We start from the raw sequence: 15,501 nt of genomic DNA on the forward strand, positions 1-15,501 counted from the left end.
CCGCTGATACGGAGACCGAAGAGCCAGATCTCGGACGTAGTCTGCGAGCCTCGGGCTGGACAGCTGGTTCGACAATCTCGACGCACAACGGCCACCCAGCATTTGCTACGCGTCACTTGGATCAGTTCGGCTTGGCGGGCGGTGGCGCAGGCAGCGGCTCGACACCCTGTGGTTGAACAATCGTCAGCGTCGTCACGTAGCTCGCGCTGTCGTAAGCGTCCTCGCCGCGATTGCCCGCCGCCTTGTCCTCGTGCTTGGTCTCCAGCACGTAGGTGCCGCGCCACGGCAGCGTCGTCGAGACCTTGCCGTCGGCGTCGCTATGAAGTTCCTTCTCCCAGCCCGACTGTGTCATTACCGAGACCTTCGCTTTGGCGAGCGGCTTGCCCTTGAAGAACACCTGGAAGGCGCCGGGGCCGGTCGGCACGATGTCGAGGTCGAGCACCGCGGGCTGAGGGCTCGTGTCGCTCACCAGGCGGGCAGCCGGCACGTAGATCCCGCGGCTGATCAGGCCGTCGCGCTTGCGCTCGAAGGCAGGATAGCGCGCGTCCTGAGCGACGATGCTGGCGCCGGTCGGCAGCGGCCCGGAAACGGCGAACGACGTGGCGCCCTTGTCGACCTTGAGCGGCAGCTCGCCGGCCGGCGACACGGCACGGGCGCTGGGCGCGAGCTTGTCGAGCAGGCCGGGCGAGACTTCGCGCAGGTTCTCGCCGAACTCGCCGAAATAGACCTGCACTCCCTGTCCATCGGCCTCGATCCAGATCTGGTGCGCCGAAGCGGGCGCCGCGGCGAGCACCAGCAGGAGGGCGGCGAGGGAGGGGCGGAAAGACATGACAGACCTCATCGGGTTTGCGGGAGAACGGGCGAAGACTTAGTGATCGTCCGGGGCTCGCGGAGGCGCAGCAGCCGCCGCACCGTCAGCGCCGCGATCGCGGCCGACGCCAGCAGCAGCAGGTCCATGCCGGCGATCGGCCAGAGATGGGCGCGCGCGAGGCTGCGCACGAGATGGTCGCCGGTTGTCAGCCAGTTCAGCAGCACCGCCGTCACGGCGAGCACGGCGATGGCGATACACTGCCAGGCCCATGCGCGAGCCGGCCGCAGCCACGCATGCGCGAACGTCGCGAGCCAGACGAGATAGAAGGCCCAGATCTCGAGCGCCGCGCGGTCATAGCCGGCGAAGGTTGCGCCGGGCGGCAGCAGGCGGTTGACGACAAAGAAGGCCAAGGTCGCGATCAGAATGCCGGTGACCGAGCCGATGGTGAGCCCGTCGACCACGCGCACGCCCTTGAGGCCCAGGCGCTCGTGGCTCCGGCGGCGCGATTCCAGCCAGAACAGGTAGCCTGTGGCGATTAGCACGCAGCCCGCGAGACCCAGCACGAAATAGACCCAGCGCAGGGTCCAGTGGCGGAACTGGATGAAGTGCAGGCCGGCGATGAAGCGCTGCGCGGTCAGGATCGGCGCAGCCGACGATCTGTACAGCAGCGCGCCCGTCGCGGCGTCGAAATAGGCGGTGTCGACGCTCATGGTGACGGTGTCGTCGAAGGCGCGCCGGATCTCGACATAGGACGCCGCATCGCCGGGATGCCAGACGCGCACGAAGTAGGGCGGTGCGCCGTGCCACATCCGCGACGTCGCGGCGACCATGACGTCGAGCGAAGCGCTGGCGGGCGCCGGCGCGTTGGCCCTGGGGCGGGTGTAGGTGCCGAACGTCTCGCGGTTGAAGGCCTGGCGGTCGCCCTGGTAGGCCGGATCACCGACGTTGGGGAAATAGAGCGTGAAGAAGATGATCAGGCCCGACAGGGTGATGACGAAATGGAACGGCAGGCCGAGCACGCCGGTGACGTTGTGCAGGTCGAGCGTCAGCCGGCGCGGCTTGCGATCGGCGCGGAAGGTGAAGAAGTCGGCGAAGATCTTGCGATGGATCACCACGCCCGAGACGCAGAGCGCCATCATCGCCATGCCAGCCAAGCCGACGATCCACAGGCCGACTCTCTCGAAGCTGATGTGCAGCATGAAGTGGAAGGGAAAGAGAAAGCGCGTGCCGGCCCAGGTGCCCGGATCGGGCATCGGCGCTGCCGTCGCCGGATCGATCTGGCGGGTGACGAACGCCCCGCCGACCGACGGATAGCCCAACCGCACGACCGGCTCGCGCTCGATGGGGAGCAGCAACGAGTACCATCGCCGGGCCTCCGCGACGCTCTCGCGGGCCTGGTGCACCACGGCATCGAGGGAGACGGTCGCGACCGGCGCCCGGCGAGTCGCCGGCATCATCCAGCGATCGATCTCGCGATCGAACACCGACAGCGTGCCCGTCCAGAAAATGGCAAATAGCAGCCCGCCCAAGACCACGCCGGCCCAGGTGTGCAGCCAGTTCATCGAGGCCCGGAACGTCGAGCCCATGTCAGTCCGCCAATTTCATCGTGCCCTTATCGTCATGCCCGTATCGTCCTGACTGCCGATGGCGCCTAAAAATCCGCCGTGAGGGAAACCCGGAACATCCGCGGCATGCCCAGCGACAGCGTCGTCGCTCCCAGGCCGCCCGCCCAGTAGTTGGCGTCGAAGACATTCTCCACGTCGAAGCGGGCGACGAGCAGCTTGCCCTTGGCGCCCGGATTCTCGAAGGCGTAGCGCGCGCCGAGGTCGAAGCGTGTCCACTCCGGCAGAGTGCGCCGCGGGAATGTCGTGTCGAAATACTGCGAGCCGGTGTAGACGACGCGTCCATTCACCGTCAGGCCGGGCGCGAACGGCAGATCCCATTCGCCGCTGAGATTGAGGTTGAGGGCGGGCGTGAACGGCGCGACCCAGCCATCGGTCAGCCCGCCTTGCGTCTTCGTGAGCACGGCATTCAGCAACATGAGGCCGCCAAGCAGGCGGACGCCCGGAACAGGTTCGCCGAAGACGTTGAGCTCAAGGCCCTGGTTGACCTGCTCGCCGCCCAGGAACTGGGTGTTGTTCGCGGTGTTGGTCAGGATGCTCGGCTGGGAGATCTGGAACAGGCTCGCCGTCGTGGTGAACTTTCCCCAGTCGACCTTCACGCCGGTTTCGAACTGCGTCGACTTGAACGGCGCGAACACCTGGCCGGCGTTGGTGAAGGTCGGGCCGACGACGGTGCCCTGCTGCAGGGCCTGGATGTAATTGCCGTAGACCGACACGTTGTCCCACGGCTTGAACACCAGGGCGACCGCGGGGCTGAGCGCACCCTGGTCGTAGCTGGTCGTGCGCGCGCCCGTGATGGTGTTGAAGTTGGCCGCCGTGACCTGCTGCAGGCGCAGGCCTGCCGTGAGCTGGATGCGCTTTTCCGCCGCCGTCAGCGTGTCGGCGATGCCGAGGCTCGAGAAGCCCGTCACCGAGGCCTTGTTCGCCGCCGGGGTCGGGATATTGGGGCGGGAGACGATCGTCGGATTGTAGAGGTTCGACGCGAACGCAGCGCCGCTCACGATGTTGAAGCCGTTGGTGTTCTCGAAGGTCGTGGCGGTGACCGCGATCTCGTGGTCGATCGGGCCGGTATTGGCGCGTGCGCGAACGCCCGCATCGACGGTCAGGATGGTGTTGTACGCACTGAGCGCGCTCGCCCCGCTGGCCGTGGCCACGCCATTGGAATTCGTGGTCACGGTCAGCGTGTTGGTGTTGAAGCCTTCGATCCGGGAGTCGTGGGCGCCGAAGGAGACGTAGGCGGTGATCTCCTCGGTCATGTCGACCTCGGCCCGGATGACGCCGAACAGGTCCTTGCGCTGCTGGGTGTTCCAGGGTTGTCCCAGGTTCGCCCTGGCGTTTGGCGCCCACGGCACGGCGACGCCGGGGTTGATGCCGATATAGGGCATCAGCCAGTTGATGTTCTGGTACTGGTATCCGCCATCGACCGAGAGGCGGACGTTCTCGCCGCGGAAATCCAGTCCGATGAGGGCCAGGGCACGCTCGTCGGTATTGTTCGTCACCGCCGTCAGGCCGCTCCGGTAGACGCCGTTGACGCGCACGCCGAACTGCTTGTCGTCGCCAAACCGGCGGGCGACGTCGGCGTGGCCGCCGAATTGACCCGCCGAGGCATAGCTCGCCGTCACCTGGGTCAGGTCTTCCATGGGCGCGCGCTTGGGCACGACGTTGACCAGGCCGCCGATGCTGGCGTTGGTCGGCGCAATGCCGCTCAGCATGGCATACGGGCCTTTGAGCAACTCGATGCGCTCGGCCATCTCCACCATGACGGAGCTCGACGGCAGCATGCCGAAGAGGCCGCCGTAGGCGAACGCCTGTGGCTGGACGTTGAAGCCTCTGATGTAGAGGTTGTCGGCGCCGCTGGTGCCGTCGGCCGCCCAGAAGCGCACCGAAGGATCGTCGACCAGGACGTCGCGAACGGTCTTCGCCTGCTGGTCCTGCGCCTTCTTCGCCGTGTAGTTCGTCTGGTTGAACGGCGTATCCATCACCGGGCGGTTGCCGAGCAGGCCGAGCTGCCCGCCGGTCGCCACCTGTCCGCCGGCGTAGGGCGGCGGAATATTGTCGATCATCCCCTGCGGCGGCACGGGAAAGGCGCCCTGCACCTGCACGGGGTCGAGTTGCATGGCACCGCCCGCGTCTGGTCCGCCGATGATGCTGACCATGGTGGGCGACGTGAAACGATACGAGATGCCCGTGCCGGACAGGAGCAACTGCAGCGCCCGCTCCGCGGTCATGGTGCCACTCACCGCGGCGCTCGTCTTGCCCGCGACCGCCGACGCATTGACGGCCACCTGAATTCCCGCCTGCTGCCCCAGTGCGGTGAGCGCCTGAGCGAGGGGCTGTGCCGGGATATTGAAGTTGGTGGTCCGCCCCGCCTGCGCCTGCTGATTGACGTCCGGCGGAACCTCCTGCGCCAAGACGCCGCCTGTTGCCGAGAGGCAGACTGCCGAAACGAAGGCAACCAGAATTGCGCGGGTCCGACGCGCCGTCGATCGCTTGGTTGACAAGAAATTCTCCCCCAAACGTCCGCTGCCGGCAGGTCACGGAGCACTGCTCACGCGAACATCGATCGGTCGCGCTCGAATCGTAGACGCAGTTCGGAGCGTCTACTCCAGCTTGAACCAGAAAAAAGTTGGAGCCGGCGTCAGGGCGCGGAGACGATCGTCAGGTAGGGAGTGATCTGAATGACTTTCGCATGTTGCGAGATCGCAAGGCCCTCCAGGGCTTCTCGTGGCCGGGCTAGGTCGAAGATCCCTGAAACCACTAGTCGATTCAACGAGCTGTCCTGGATCACGATCGCGCCAGGCATGTGCCGCCCGAGCTCTTCGACGACATCGGCGAAGATGGCATCGTAAACGATCAGCCTTCGCGCGCGCCACGACGCCACGACGGCAACCGCGATCTCTCCGCGCGATACGGTGCGCAGCTGGCGATCGAATACCATCCTCTGGCCGACGGTCAGGCGATCTCGTTTGGCTGGATTCGCCGTGGTCACCTCGACACTCCCGGACTGGACGCCAACGAACACGTTGTGTGGCGTCTTGCGGACGTCGAATGCGGTGCCCGTCACCGTGACCGAAACCTCGTCCGCTACGACGGTGAAGGGTCGCTCGTTATCGCCAACGACAGAGAAGAACGCCTGCCCCTCGATTAATGTTACCGAACGGCGGCCCTGGGCATAGCCGACCGCGATGGCGCTTCCCGCATCGAGATAGACGACGCTGCCGTCAGGGAGAACGATCTCGCGCAACTCCGCCGTGCCGGTGGTGTAGTCCGCCAGGACGTGCTTCTGAATCACCGGGAACAACACCAAGGCAAGACAGGCTGCGGTGACCGCAGCGCCGGCGGCCATCCAACGCATGACTCGCGACCTGCGAACCGCAAGCGGTGAGACGTTGCTCGTTCTCTTCCCGCCTGCGTGAGCGTCGTGCGGGATCCGCCCCATGCCAGACCAGGTGTGGCGTACCTTCTGATACTCGACCGAATGCGCTTCCTTCTCGCCGAGCCAGAGTTCGAACTCGCGCCGCAACGCGGCGTCCGCTGGTGTGGCTTCCAGGCGGAGCACCCAATCCGCCGCCTGCACTCTGATTGGCTTTCGCTTGGCGGAGGGTGCTTGCACGCAGTTTCATCCCATCGAGGCACGGACCGTCGCGCACCCCTGATTTATAGATTGTTCTGGACAGGCCATTTTCAGGTAGTAACAGAAAAATGGTCAGCTTTCGTCCTCGCTGTCTCCATAGAGGCGCTTGGTGCCGTGCAACAGTGCCTCACGCACCATTTGATGGGCCCTGGATATGGAAATGCCGAGGCGATCAGCCACTTCCTGGAGAGGCCTCTCCTCGAGCTTGTACATCCGGAATGCCAGCTGAACGCGAGGCGAGAGTTCGGCGACGGCCTCCATCAACGCGCGCACCTCGTCCCTGTGGACGACGACATGCTCGGCCGATGGCGCTTCGGATGGACGCTGGACCAGCGTGATGCTGTCGGGTGCTTCGGAGATTTCTCGGGGGCCGCGTCGGACCCAGTCGAGTGCCAGATTGCGGACGATCGAATAGAGGTAGCTCAGCGTATTCTTGATCTCTTCGCCGTGGTCGCTCCTGGCGGCCAGACGAAGCCATGCCTCCTGGACGACATCCTCAGCGATCGCGCGGTCCTGCAGGTAGCGGTAGGCGTAGTTCAGGAGTTCGTCTCGATGCTCCATATACACGGTTAAGGACGAATCTGGCGGCGCCACGCCGAAGCCTCTCAAATGCGAGTCATTCACATTATCGTACGGCTGGCAGTAACCGGAATCAATTGCGACGAGGGCGCTATTTGATGCGGCAGGCTGCGCTCCGCCGGGATCCGCGTCAGCCCCATCGACGAGGCAGCGTTGGTCTCGGCAATGTGGTCGGGGCGATGAAAGTCAGCTCATCCAGTGCGTTGCCGCGATCAGAGCCGCAGCGGCGGCAAGGGCGAGGAGGATCACGCGCATCGCGGCCCGTCGCGGTCGGAAGTTGTCGTTCGCCGGCCGCCCGATCCGTAGCACTTGGGGGGCCGCTACCGGCCCCTGCAGCGCAGTGCCGGGGAGCACCCGGCGCTGCCCCTGAGATGATCTAGCCATCATGTCGTCTCGCTCCCGCGCCGCTTGGCGCGATTAGCCCCGCATGTGCAACGGCTTGTAGGGCCGCTCGGTCTGGCCGTTGTAGAGCTGGCGCGGGCGGCCGATCTTCTGGTCGGGATCCTCGATCATCTCGTTCCACTGCGAGATCCAGCCGACGGTGCGCGCGACGGCGAACAGCACGGTGAACATCGAGGTCGGGATGCCGATCGCCCGGAAGATGATGCCCGAGTAGAAATCGACGTTGGGATAGAGCTTCTTCGAGATGAAGTAGTCGTCCTTGAGCGCGATATTCTCCATCTCCATAGCCAGCTCGAGCAACGGGTCGTGCTGGATGCCGAGCGAGGTCAGGACCTCGTGGCAGGACTGGCGCATCACCTTGGCGCGCGGGTCGTAGTTCTTGTAGACGCGATGGCCGAAACCCATCAGGCGGGTGTGGTCGCCCTTGTCCTTCACGCGCGACAGGAAGGCCGGAATGTTCTGCTTGCCGCCGATCTCGTGCAGCATGTTGATGACGGCTTCGTTGGCGCCGCCGTGGCTCGGCCCCCACAGCGAGGCAATGCCGGCGGCGATGCAGGCGAACGGGTTGGCACCCGAGGAGCCGGCCAGGCGCACCGTCGAGGTCGAGGCATTCTGCTCGTGGTCGGCGTGCAGCATGAGGATGCGGTCGACCGCCTTCTCGAGCACCGGATTGACCTCGTACTCCTCGGCCGGCACGGAAAACATCATGCGCAGGAAATTGGCGGCGTAGCTGAGATCGTTGCGCGGATAGACGAACGGCTGACCGACCGAATACTTGTACGCCATCGCCGCGATGGTCGGCATCTTGGCGACCAGGCGATACGACGCGACCATGCGCTGGTGCGGATCATGGATGTCGAGCGAGTCGTGATAGAACGCCGACAGGGCGCCGACCACGCCGCAGCATACCGCCATCGGATGAGCGTCGCGCCGGAAGCCGCGATAGAATTGGCTGATCTGCTCGTGCACCATCGTGTGCAGGGTGATGTCGCGGGTGAACTTCTCCTTCTGCGCCTTGTTGGGCAGGTCACCCTTCATCAAGAGGTAACAGACCTCCATGAAGTCGCTCATCTCGGCCAGCTCGGCGATATTGTAGCCGCGATAGAGCAGCACGCCCTCGTCGCCGTCGATGTAGGTGATGGTGGAGCCGCACGAGCCGGTCGAGGTGAAGCCGGGGTCGTAGGTGAACATGCCCGACTCGCCGTACATCTTGCGGATATCGACCAGACGCGGCCCGATCGTGCCGTGGATGATCGGCATCTCGTAGGACTTGCCGGTTTCGTTGTCGGTCAGGGTCGCGGTCGATTTGGCCATTGGGATGAACTCTTTCGGCTCGATTCGGGCAGATGCGGACGCCAGGAGACTGGTGCGCACCGGGTTCGAGGGCACCCTAACAAGCCGCCTCCGAGGGCGCAATTGTGCAGGCAAATCGCTATTCCGCGGGGCGTAGCCGGCGCCCCGTCCGGCCGTCGACGAGGGCCAGTCCGACGGCGATCAGGGCCATGCCGGCGAACTGCCGCACCAGCAGCTGCTCGTCCAGGACCAACGAACCGAGCAGGATGGCGGTGACCGGAATCAGAAATGTGACGAGCAGCAAATTGGTCGCACCGGCGGCGGCGAGAATCCGGAAATAGAGGACGTACGCCAACGCCGTCGACAGCAGGGCAAGGCCCGCCAGCGCCGCCAGAACGGACGGCGCGGCCGGCAGGGTCCATGGCTGCTCGACGATCAGCATGATCGGAAGAATCAACATGGTGCTCGCCGTGACCTGGCCGGCCGCCGCCTCGAGAGGCGCGATTTCCATTGCCCGGAAGCGACGCCCATAGACACCGGCAAAGGCATAGGACAGCGCGGCGCCGAGGCAGGCGGCCTGGCCCCATAGACCGACGTCGGCAATCAGCATGTTGCGACCGACCAGCACGGCCACGCCGGCCAGACCGGCCAGCAGGGCTGCGACCTTGGTGCGATCGATCGTTTCATCGTCGGTGACGTAGTGCGCGACGACGAGCGTGAACAGCGGCGTGGTGGCATTGAGGATCGAGGCGAGGCCGGACGGAATCTGCGTCTGGCCCCAGAAGATAAGGCCGAACGGCAGGACGTTGTTCATCAGCCCCATGGCAAAATGCGCCCGCCACGGGGTGCCCGGGCGGAACAACCCGTGTCCCGTCGCCGCGAGAGCAAGGTCGAGCGCCAGGGCCGCCAGCCCGACGCGGGCGAAGACCACGGTGAGGGGACCAAGCTCGCTGACGGCGACCTTGGCGAAGAAGAACGAACCGCCCCACAGCACGGAGAGCGAAAGGAGCCAGAACCAGACGCGCAGGGCCATGGCTCGGACCCTGCCGCGGGGAGGCGAGCGCTTCTATCCGCCAGCAGCCAGCAATCGCGTCCTGGCTTCGGCCGCCCCGAGAATGGCCAGGACCTCGAAGATGCCCGGCGACGCGGTCGACCCGGTCAACGCCACGCGCAGCGGCTGGGCGACCTGGGCGAGCTTCAGCCCGTTGGTCTCGGCGAATCGCCGGATGGCGTCCTCCAGGGGCTTCTCGTTCCAGTCGGCGGTCTCGCCATCGAGGGCCGCCGCCAGGCCGGCTAGCACACGCTTCGCATCCGGTGTGAGCTGTGCGCGCGCCTTGTCGTCGGCCAGGGGAGGGGCGCCACTCAGCACGTAGAAGACGAGTTTGTCGGCCAGCTCGACCACGGTGCGCGAGCGCTGCTTCACGCCGTTCATGCCGCGCGTCAGGCGCGCCAGGCCGGCGGCATCGACGGCCCCGCCAATTTTGGCCTCGATGCGCGGCAGCACCAGCGGCATCAGCTCGCTGTCGGGTGTTTCGCGCAGGTAGTGGGCATTGAGATTGGTGAGCTTCACCGGGTCGAAGCGCGACGCCGAGCGGCCGACCGCCGGCAGGTCGAACCACTCGATTGCCTGCTCGGTCGAGATGATCTCGTCGTCACCATGTCCCCAGCCCAGGCGCAGCAGGTAGTTGCGGAGCGCGGCCGGCAGGAAGCCCATGTCGCGGTAGGCATCGACGCCCAGCGCGCCGTGTCGCTTGCTGAGCTTGGCGCCGTCGGCCCCGTGAATCAGCGGGATGTGCGCATAGACCGGCTCCGGCCAGCCCATCGCGCGGATGATCTGGAGCTGCCGGAAGGCGTTGTTCAGGTGATCGTCGCCGCGGATCACGTGGGTGACGCCCATGTCCTGGTCGTCGACCACCACGGCCAGCATGTAGGTCGGGGTGCCGTCGGCGCGCAGCAGGATCATGTCGTCGAGCACGGCGTTCTCGACCGCGACCTCGCCCTGCACGGCATCCTGGATCACGGTTCGGCCGTTCTGTGGCGCCTTGAGCCGGATCACTGGCGCCACGCCGGGCGGGGCGTCCTCCGGCTTGCGATCGCGCCAGCGGCCGTCGTAGCGCATCGGCACGCCCGCCCGCTTCTGGGCGTCGCGCATCTCCTCCAGCTCCTTGGGCGAGGCGTAGCAGTAATAGGCCTTGCCCTCGGCCAGCATCTGGCGCGCCACCTCGGCGTGGCGATTGGCGCGCGCGAACTGGTAGGTCACGTCGCCGTCCCAATCGAGACCGAGCCACGACAGGCCATCGATGATGGCGTCGATCGCGGTCGGGGTGGAGCGCGCGCGGTCGGTGTCTTCGATACGCAGCAGGTACTTGCCGCCATGATGGCGGGCGAACAGCCAGTTGAAGAGCGCGGTGCGGGCGCCGCCGATGTGTAGGAAGCCGGTCGGCGAGGGAGCGAAGCGGGTTACGACGGTCATTGTTCAGGGATTGGGCGAGTTTCGCCGCATTTCGGCCGGAAAAGCGCGCCGTAGGTAGGCGAGCGTTTTCACGCTGTCAAACAGGGGAGACGGGGTGGCGGGGCTACGCACCTGGATCCTTGGCCAGTTCGACGCCGAGCGCGGCCGCTGGATGCTGTGGCTGCCGGTGGCAATGGGCCTTGGTATCGCAATCTACTTCGAGCTGCCGAGCGAGCCCTCCCTGTGGTTGGGGCCTGCCATGGCAGGGGGCGCCCTGGTTCTGCTGTTCCTGGCGCCGGCCGGGAGCTTCGCGCGTGCGGTTGCGGTCGGGCTGGTGGCGGGCTCGATCGGCTTCAGCCTGATCACCTGGCGCACCGCCGGCGTCGCCGCGCCGACGCTCACGCGACCGCTGTTCAGCATCAATGTCGAAGGTCGCATCGCCGACATCCAGCGTTTGCCGGAAGGCGTGCGGGTGGTGCTCGAGGCGGTGCGTCTGAAGGGCGCCGGCGTGCCGCCGCTCGAGCTCATGCCGGCGCGCGTGAGGGTGTCGCTGTCCAGGGGCGCGCCGCCCCTCCATGTCGGCGATCGTCTGCTGGTGCTCGCCAACCTCTCACCACCGGCCGGTCCGGCCACGCCCGGCGCTTTCGATTTCCAGCGGGTCGCCTGGTATCTGCAACTCGGCGCGGTGGGGTATGCTCTGGCGCCGGCGGTCGCGCTCGAGGCCGGCAAACCGTCCGGCCTTGTCCGCACCATCGACGCGCTGCGTGCCGACGTCACAAGACGAATCATGCAAGCGCTGCCGGGTCCGGAAGGCGGTGTCGTGGCGGCATTGCTGACGGGCGAGCAGACGGCGGTCGACAAGGACATCACGCAGGCGATGCGCGACTCGGGCCTGGCCCACATCCTGTCGGTGTCAGGCCTGCACATCGTGTTCGTGGTCGGTCTGGTGATGGGCTTGGTGCGCTACGGCATCGCGCTGTTCCCGCGGCTGGCGTTGCGCATCGATGCCAAGAAGACGGCGGCCGTCCTGGCCTTCGCAGCCGCGGTCTTCTACACCGCGCTGGCCGGTGCACCGGTGCCGGCGCAGCGGGCTTGCGCCATGGCCTGCTTCGCCCTGATCGCCGTGCTGCTCGATCGCACGGCACTGTCGCTCAGGCTGGTCGCTTGGTCGGCGGTGATCGTTCTCCTGGCGGCGCCCGAATCGCTGACGGGCGCTTCCTTCCAGATGTCCTTTGCGGCGGTGATCGCTCTGATCGCCGCCTGGGAGGCGGCGGCGGGCTGGCGGCGGCGGCTGCACGAGCGGGCCGAGCAATCTTCGCGGCGCTGGCTGTGGCGAGTGGCGGCGGCGATCGGCGCCAGCCTCGCGACGACCCTGATCGCCTCGGCCGCCACCGGCGCCTTTGCAGCCTATCACTTCAACCGGCTGTCGCTGCTCGGCGTTGCGGCCAACCTGCTCGGCGTGCCGCTCACCGGCTTCTGGATCATGCCATGGGGACTGCTGGCGATGCTGCTGATGCCGTTCGGCCTCGAGCGCTTCGCGCTGGTGCCGATGGGCTGGGGCGTCGAGGGACTGAACGCCATCGCCCGTCACGTCGCCGGCTGGCCCGATGCCGCCACCCTGGTGCCGTCGCTCCCCGGCGCCAGCCTCTGGCTGCTGACGATCGGCGGATTGTGGTTCTGCTTCTGGCGCCGCCGCTGGCGCTTCGCGGGATTGCCGGTCGTGGCCGTCGGTCTTCTGCTGCCGCCGCCGTCCGCGCCCGACCTGCTGATGAGCGAGGACGGCCGCGTGCTCGGCCTGCGCGACGACAAGGGCATCGTGCACGTGGCGTCGGCGCGGACCGACCGCTTCGTCAGCGAAGCCTGGGCGCGGCGCAGCGGCCAGGAGGGCGCCAGGCGCTGGACGGTCAGCGCCAGCGAGGAAGCGGCCGGCCTGGGCTGCCAGTCAGGATTGTGCCGCTGGCGCAAGGGGCCATGGCAGATCGCCCTGGTCAGCGACGACCGCCGGGTGGGCGAAGCCTGCGCCAATGCCGACATCGTGCTCTCGACCGTCGATGCCCAGGCGCGCTGCCGCGGACCGCGGTTGGTGATCGATCGGCGCGATGCGTGGCGTGACGGCGCCCACGCCCTGTGGCTCGACGACCTCGGCGTGCGGCGCGAGACGACCAATGCCCATCGGGGCGATCGGCCCTGGGTGCCCAACAGCCCGTCGCGTCAGGCGATGCCGGTGAAACCACCGGGGATTTAGGCCTTAGGGCTTGTCTGTGCTTGAACGGGTCTATAGTGCCGGCGAATGGCCGGAGACATAGCCGGGCGCGCCGGCAGTGTTACAACTGGCTTGGCCGCAGATTGCTCGTGTACGCGGCCGTGTGGAGGTTGACAGGTAGATGGATGACAAGAATCCGATGCTGGAGGCTACTGCAAACGAAGAGCCCCGGGATTTTATTCGCGACATGGTCCAGGCTGACCTCGCCCGCGGCCTGGTGCAGGGTATCGTCACGCGCTTTCCACCGGAGCCGAACGGCTATCTGCATCTCGGCCACGCAAAGTCGATCTGCCTGAATTTCGGACTTGGCGTCGAATACGGCGGCCGCTGCCACCTTCGCTTCGACGATACCAATCCCGTGAAGGAGGAGCAGGAATATATCGACGCCATCAAGCGGGACGTGCACTGGCTCGGCTTCGACTGGGGCGAGCATCTGTACCATGCGTCGGACTATTTCCAGACGTTGTACGGCTGGGCAGAGCACCTCATCCGCGCCGGCCTCGCCTATGTCGACGACACGCCCCCCGACGAGATGCGGGCGATGCGCGGCACGCTGACCGAACCGGGCCGTGCTTCGGCCGATCGTGACCGTTCGGTGGAAACGAATCTCGGCCTGTTTCGCGACATGCGCGCCGGCAGGTTTCCCAATGGTGCCTGCGTGCTGCGGGCGAAGATCGACCTTGCTTCCGGCAACATGAACCTGCGGGACCCCGTCCTGTATCGCATCCTGCACGCGGCTCACCCGCGCACCGGCACGCAGTGGTGCATCTACCCGACCTATGATTTCGCTCACGGCCAGTCCGACGCCATAGAGCATGTCACGCACTCGCTCTGTACCCTGGAATTCGAGGACCATCGTCCCCTCTACGACTGGTTCCTCGACCACCTGCCGGTCCCGTCGCGGCCGCGCCAGACCGAGTTCGCCCGCCTCAATCTCGGCTACACAGTCCTTTCCAAGCGCTACCTGACGGATCTGGTCCGGCGCGGCATCGTGAGTGGCTGGGACGATCCGCGCATGCCGACCTTGGCCGGCCTGCGCCGCCGCGGCGTGCCGCCGGAGGCGATCCGCGAGTTCGTCCGGCGCATCGGCATGTCCAAGGCCAACAGCGTCGTCGATCTGGCCATGTTCGATCACGCGATCCGCGACCGTCTCAACCAGGTGGCCCAGCGGCGCATGGCGGTCCTGCGGCCTCTCAAGCTCGTGATCGAGAATTTTCCCGAGGGCCACGTCGAAGAACTGGAGGCCGCCAACCACCCGGCGGACCCGGGCGCCGGCACGCGCACCCTTCGTTTCAGCAGGGAGATTTTCATCGAGCGCGACGACTTCATGGAGAATCCGCCGAACAAGTTCTTCCGGTTGGCGGTGGGACGAGAGGTGCGGTTGCGCTATGCCTATCTCGTCACCTGCCGCCAGGTCGTGAAGGACGCGGCTGGCAACGTGGTGGAACTGCGCTGCACCTATGATCCCGCCAGCCGGGGCGGCAATGCACCGGACGGTCGAAAGGTGAAGGCCACCCTGCACTGGGTGTCGGGCCGGGACGCACGCCCCGCCGAGGTCCGCTTGTACAGCACGCTCTTCAACCGCCCCGACCCGGGAGCCAATGGCGATCTGGACGCCGACTTGAATCCAGGCTCGCTCGAAGTCCTGTCGGGCGCGCTGCTGGAGCCCTCGCTGGCGGAGATGTCCGTGGGCGAAGCCGTGCAGTTCGAGCGGCAGGGCTATTTCTGCCCGGACCCGACGGGCGGCTCGGACGCCCTGGTGTTCAACCGCACGATCGAGCTGCGCGACACCTGGGCAAAGCTCCAGGTCGGTGGGTGATTGTTCCCGAAACGGTACAGGATACGGGCAGGGTTGGTTTGACGGAGGACATCGTGGCAAAACGAATCGTTGAGAGCCCGCAGGCGATGAAGGCGCTGGTTGGTCAGGAGCTGGGGGTCAGCGACTGGCTGGTGATGACACAGGCACGCATCGACACCTTTGCCGAAGCAAGCGGCGACCATCAATGGATCCACGTCGATGTCGAGCGCTGCAAGACGGACATGCCGGACGGGAAGACCATCGCACACGGCAATCTAACCCTGGCCGTGATCGCTACCTTCGGCCGGGATGTCCTCAAGATCGACAATGTGCGGAATGGCATAAACTATGGCTCGAACAAGGTGCGCTTCACCAGCCCCGTGCAGGTTGGTGCGCGCATCCGCGGCCGCCAGAAGCTGCTCGCCGCCGACGACATGCCAAACGGCGGCATTCGCATGACATACCAATGGACCGTCGAGATCGAGGGCAAGGAGCGTCCGGCCTGTGTTGCCGAGACCATGAGCATCGCCTACGCCAAGACATAAGCGATCGCGCCATGTGTCGCCGCAGCCCCTCCCGCCCGACACTCCACCGGCGACGACGGTGGCGCGCTCCATGAGGTCCGGCCGGTTGCTCCTGACGTTCCC

General features: G+C 66.3%; 11 protein-coding genes. 3 read left to right on the forward strand and 8 right to left on the reverse strand.

Going from position 1 to position 15,501, the window contains the following annotated elements:
* Nucleotides 1–121 precede the first annotated feature (121 nt).
* The 8 genes from ACILR9_RS10350 to gltX all read right to left on the reverse strand — a co-directional run bounded on the left by ACILR9_RS10350 (nucleotide 122) and on the right by gltX (nucleotide 10,814).
* Entirely contained in the window at nucleotides 122–829 is a 708-nt protein-coding gene (locus tag ACILR9_RS10350; protein WP_395709838.1) for a DUF4198 domain-containing protein, read from the reverse strand.
* An 8-nt stretch (nucleotides 830–837) separates the two neighbouring features.
* The gene (locus ACILR9_RS10355) at nucleotides 838–2,397 is read right to left on the reverse strand and encodes a PepSY-associated TM helix domain-containing protein (RefSeq protein WP_395709839.1); all 1,560 of its coding nucleotides are present in this window, start codon (nucleotides 2,395–2,397) and stop codon (nucleotides 838–840) included.
* Between the two features lie 65 nt (nucleotides 2,398–2,462).
* Complete coding sequence (locus ACILR9_RS10360) at nucleotides 2,463–4,844, reverse strand: TonB-dependent siderophore receptor (RefSeq protein ID WP_395709840.1); 2,382 nt, start codon at nucleotides 4,842–4,844, stop codon at nucleotides 2,463–2,465.
* A 227-nt stretch (nucleotides 4,845–5,071) separates the two neighbouring features.
* Nucleotides 5,072–6,046, reverse strand: coding sequence for a FecR family protein (locus ACILR9_RS10365; RefSeq protein WP_395709841.1), 975 nt, complete (start codon nucleotides 6,044–6,046; stop codon nucleotides 5,072–5,074).
* A gap of 93 nt (nucleotides 6,047–6,139) precedes the next feature.
* Complete coding sequence (locus ACILR9_RS10370; protein WP_395709842.1) at nucleotides 6,140–6,661, reverse strand: RNA polymerase sigma factor; 522 nt, start codon at nucleotides 6,659–6,661, stop codon at nucleotides 6,140–6,142.
* Nucleotides 6,662–7,063: 402 nt separating this feature from the next.
* Nucleotides 7,064–8,362, reverse strand: coding sequence for a citrate synthase (gene gltA / locus ACILR9_RS10375; RefSeq protein ID WP_395709843.1), 1,299 nt, complete (start codon nucleotides 8,360–8,362; stop codon nucleotides 7,064–7,066).
* Between the two features lie 118 nt (nucleotides 8,363–8,480).
* Nucleotides 8,481–9,374, reverse strand: coding sequence for a DMT family transporter (locus ACILR9_RS10380; protein WP_395709844.1), 894 nt, complete (start codon nucleotides 9,372–9,374; stop codon nucleotides 8,481–8,483).
* A 33-nt stretch (nucleotides 9,375–9,407) separates the two neighbouring features.
* Nucleotides 9,408–10,814: a glutamate--tRNA ligase gene (gltX, locus tag ACILR9_RS10385; protein WP_395709845.1), complete on the reverse strand. Its 1,407-nt coding sequence runs from the start codon at nucleotides 10,812–10,814 to the stop codon at nucleotides 9,408–9,410.
* 94 nt (nucleotides 10,815–10,908) lie between these two features.
* Between gltX and ACILR9_RS10390 the strand changes: the two genes are divergently transcribed.
* The 3 genes from ACILR9_RS10390 (at nucleotide 10,909) to ACILR9_RS10400 (ending at nucleotide 15,399) form a co-directional block, all read left to right on the forward strand.
* Entirely contained in the window at nucleotides 10,909–13,038 is a 2,130-nt protein-coding gene (locus tag ACILR9_RS10390) for a ComEC/Rec2 family competence protein (protein WP_395709846.1), read from the forward strand.
* Nucleotides 13,039–13,195: 157 nt separating this feature from the next.
* Nucleotides 13,196–14,875, forward strand: a complete 1,680-nt coding sequence (locus ACILR9_RS10395) for a glutamine--tRNA ligase/YqeY domain fusion protein (protein WP_395709875.1) — start codon at nucleotides 13,196–13,198, stop codon at nucleotides 14,873–14,875.
* A gap of 53 nt (nucleotides 14,876–14,928) precedes the next feature.
* Complete coding sequence (locus ACILR9_RS10400; RefSeq protein ID WP_395709847.1) at nucleotides 14,929–15,399, forward strand: MaoC family dehydratase; 471 nt, start codon at nucleotides 14,929–14,931, stop codon at nucleotides 15,397–15,399.
* Nucleotides 15,400–15,501 lie beyond the last annotated feature (102 nt).

The organism is Reyranella sp., assembly GCF_044224635.1.
Lineage (GTDB): Bacteria > Pseudomonadota > Alphaproteobacteria > Reyranellales > Reyranellaceae > Reyranella.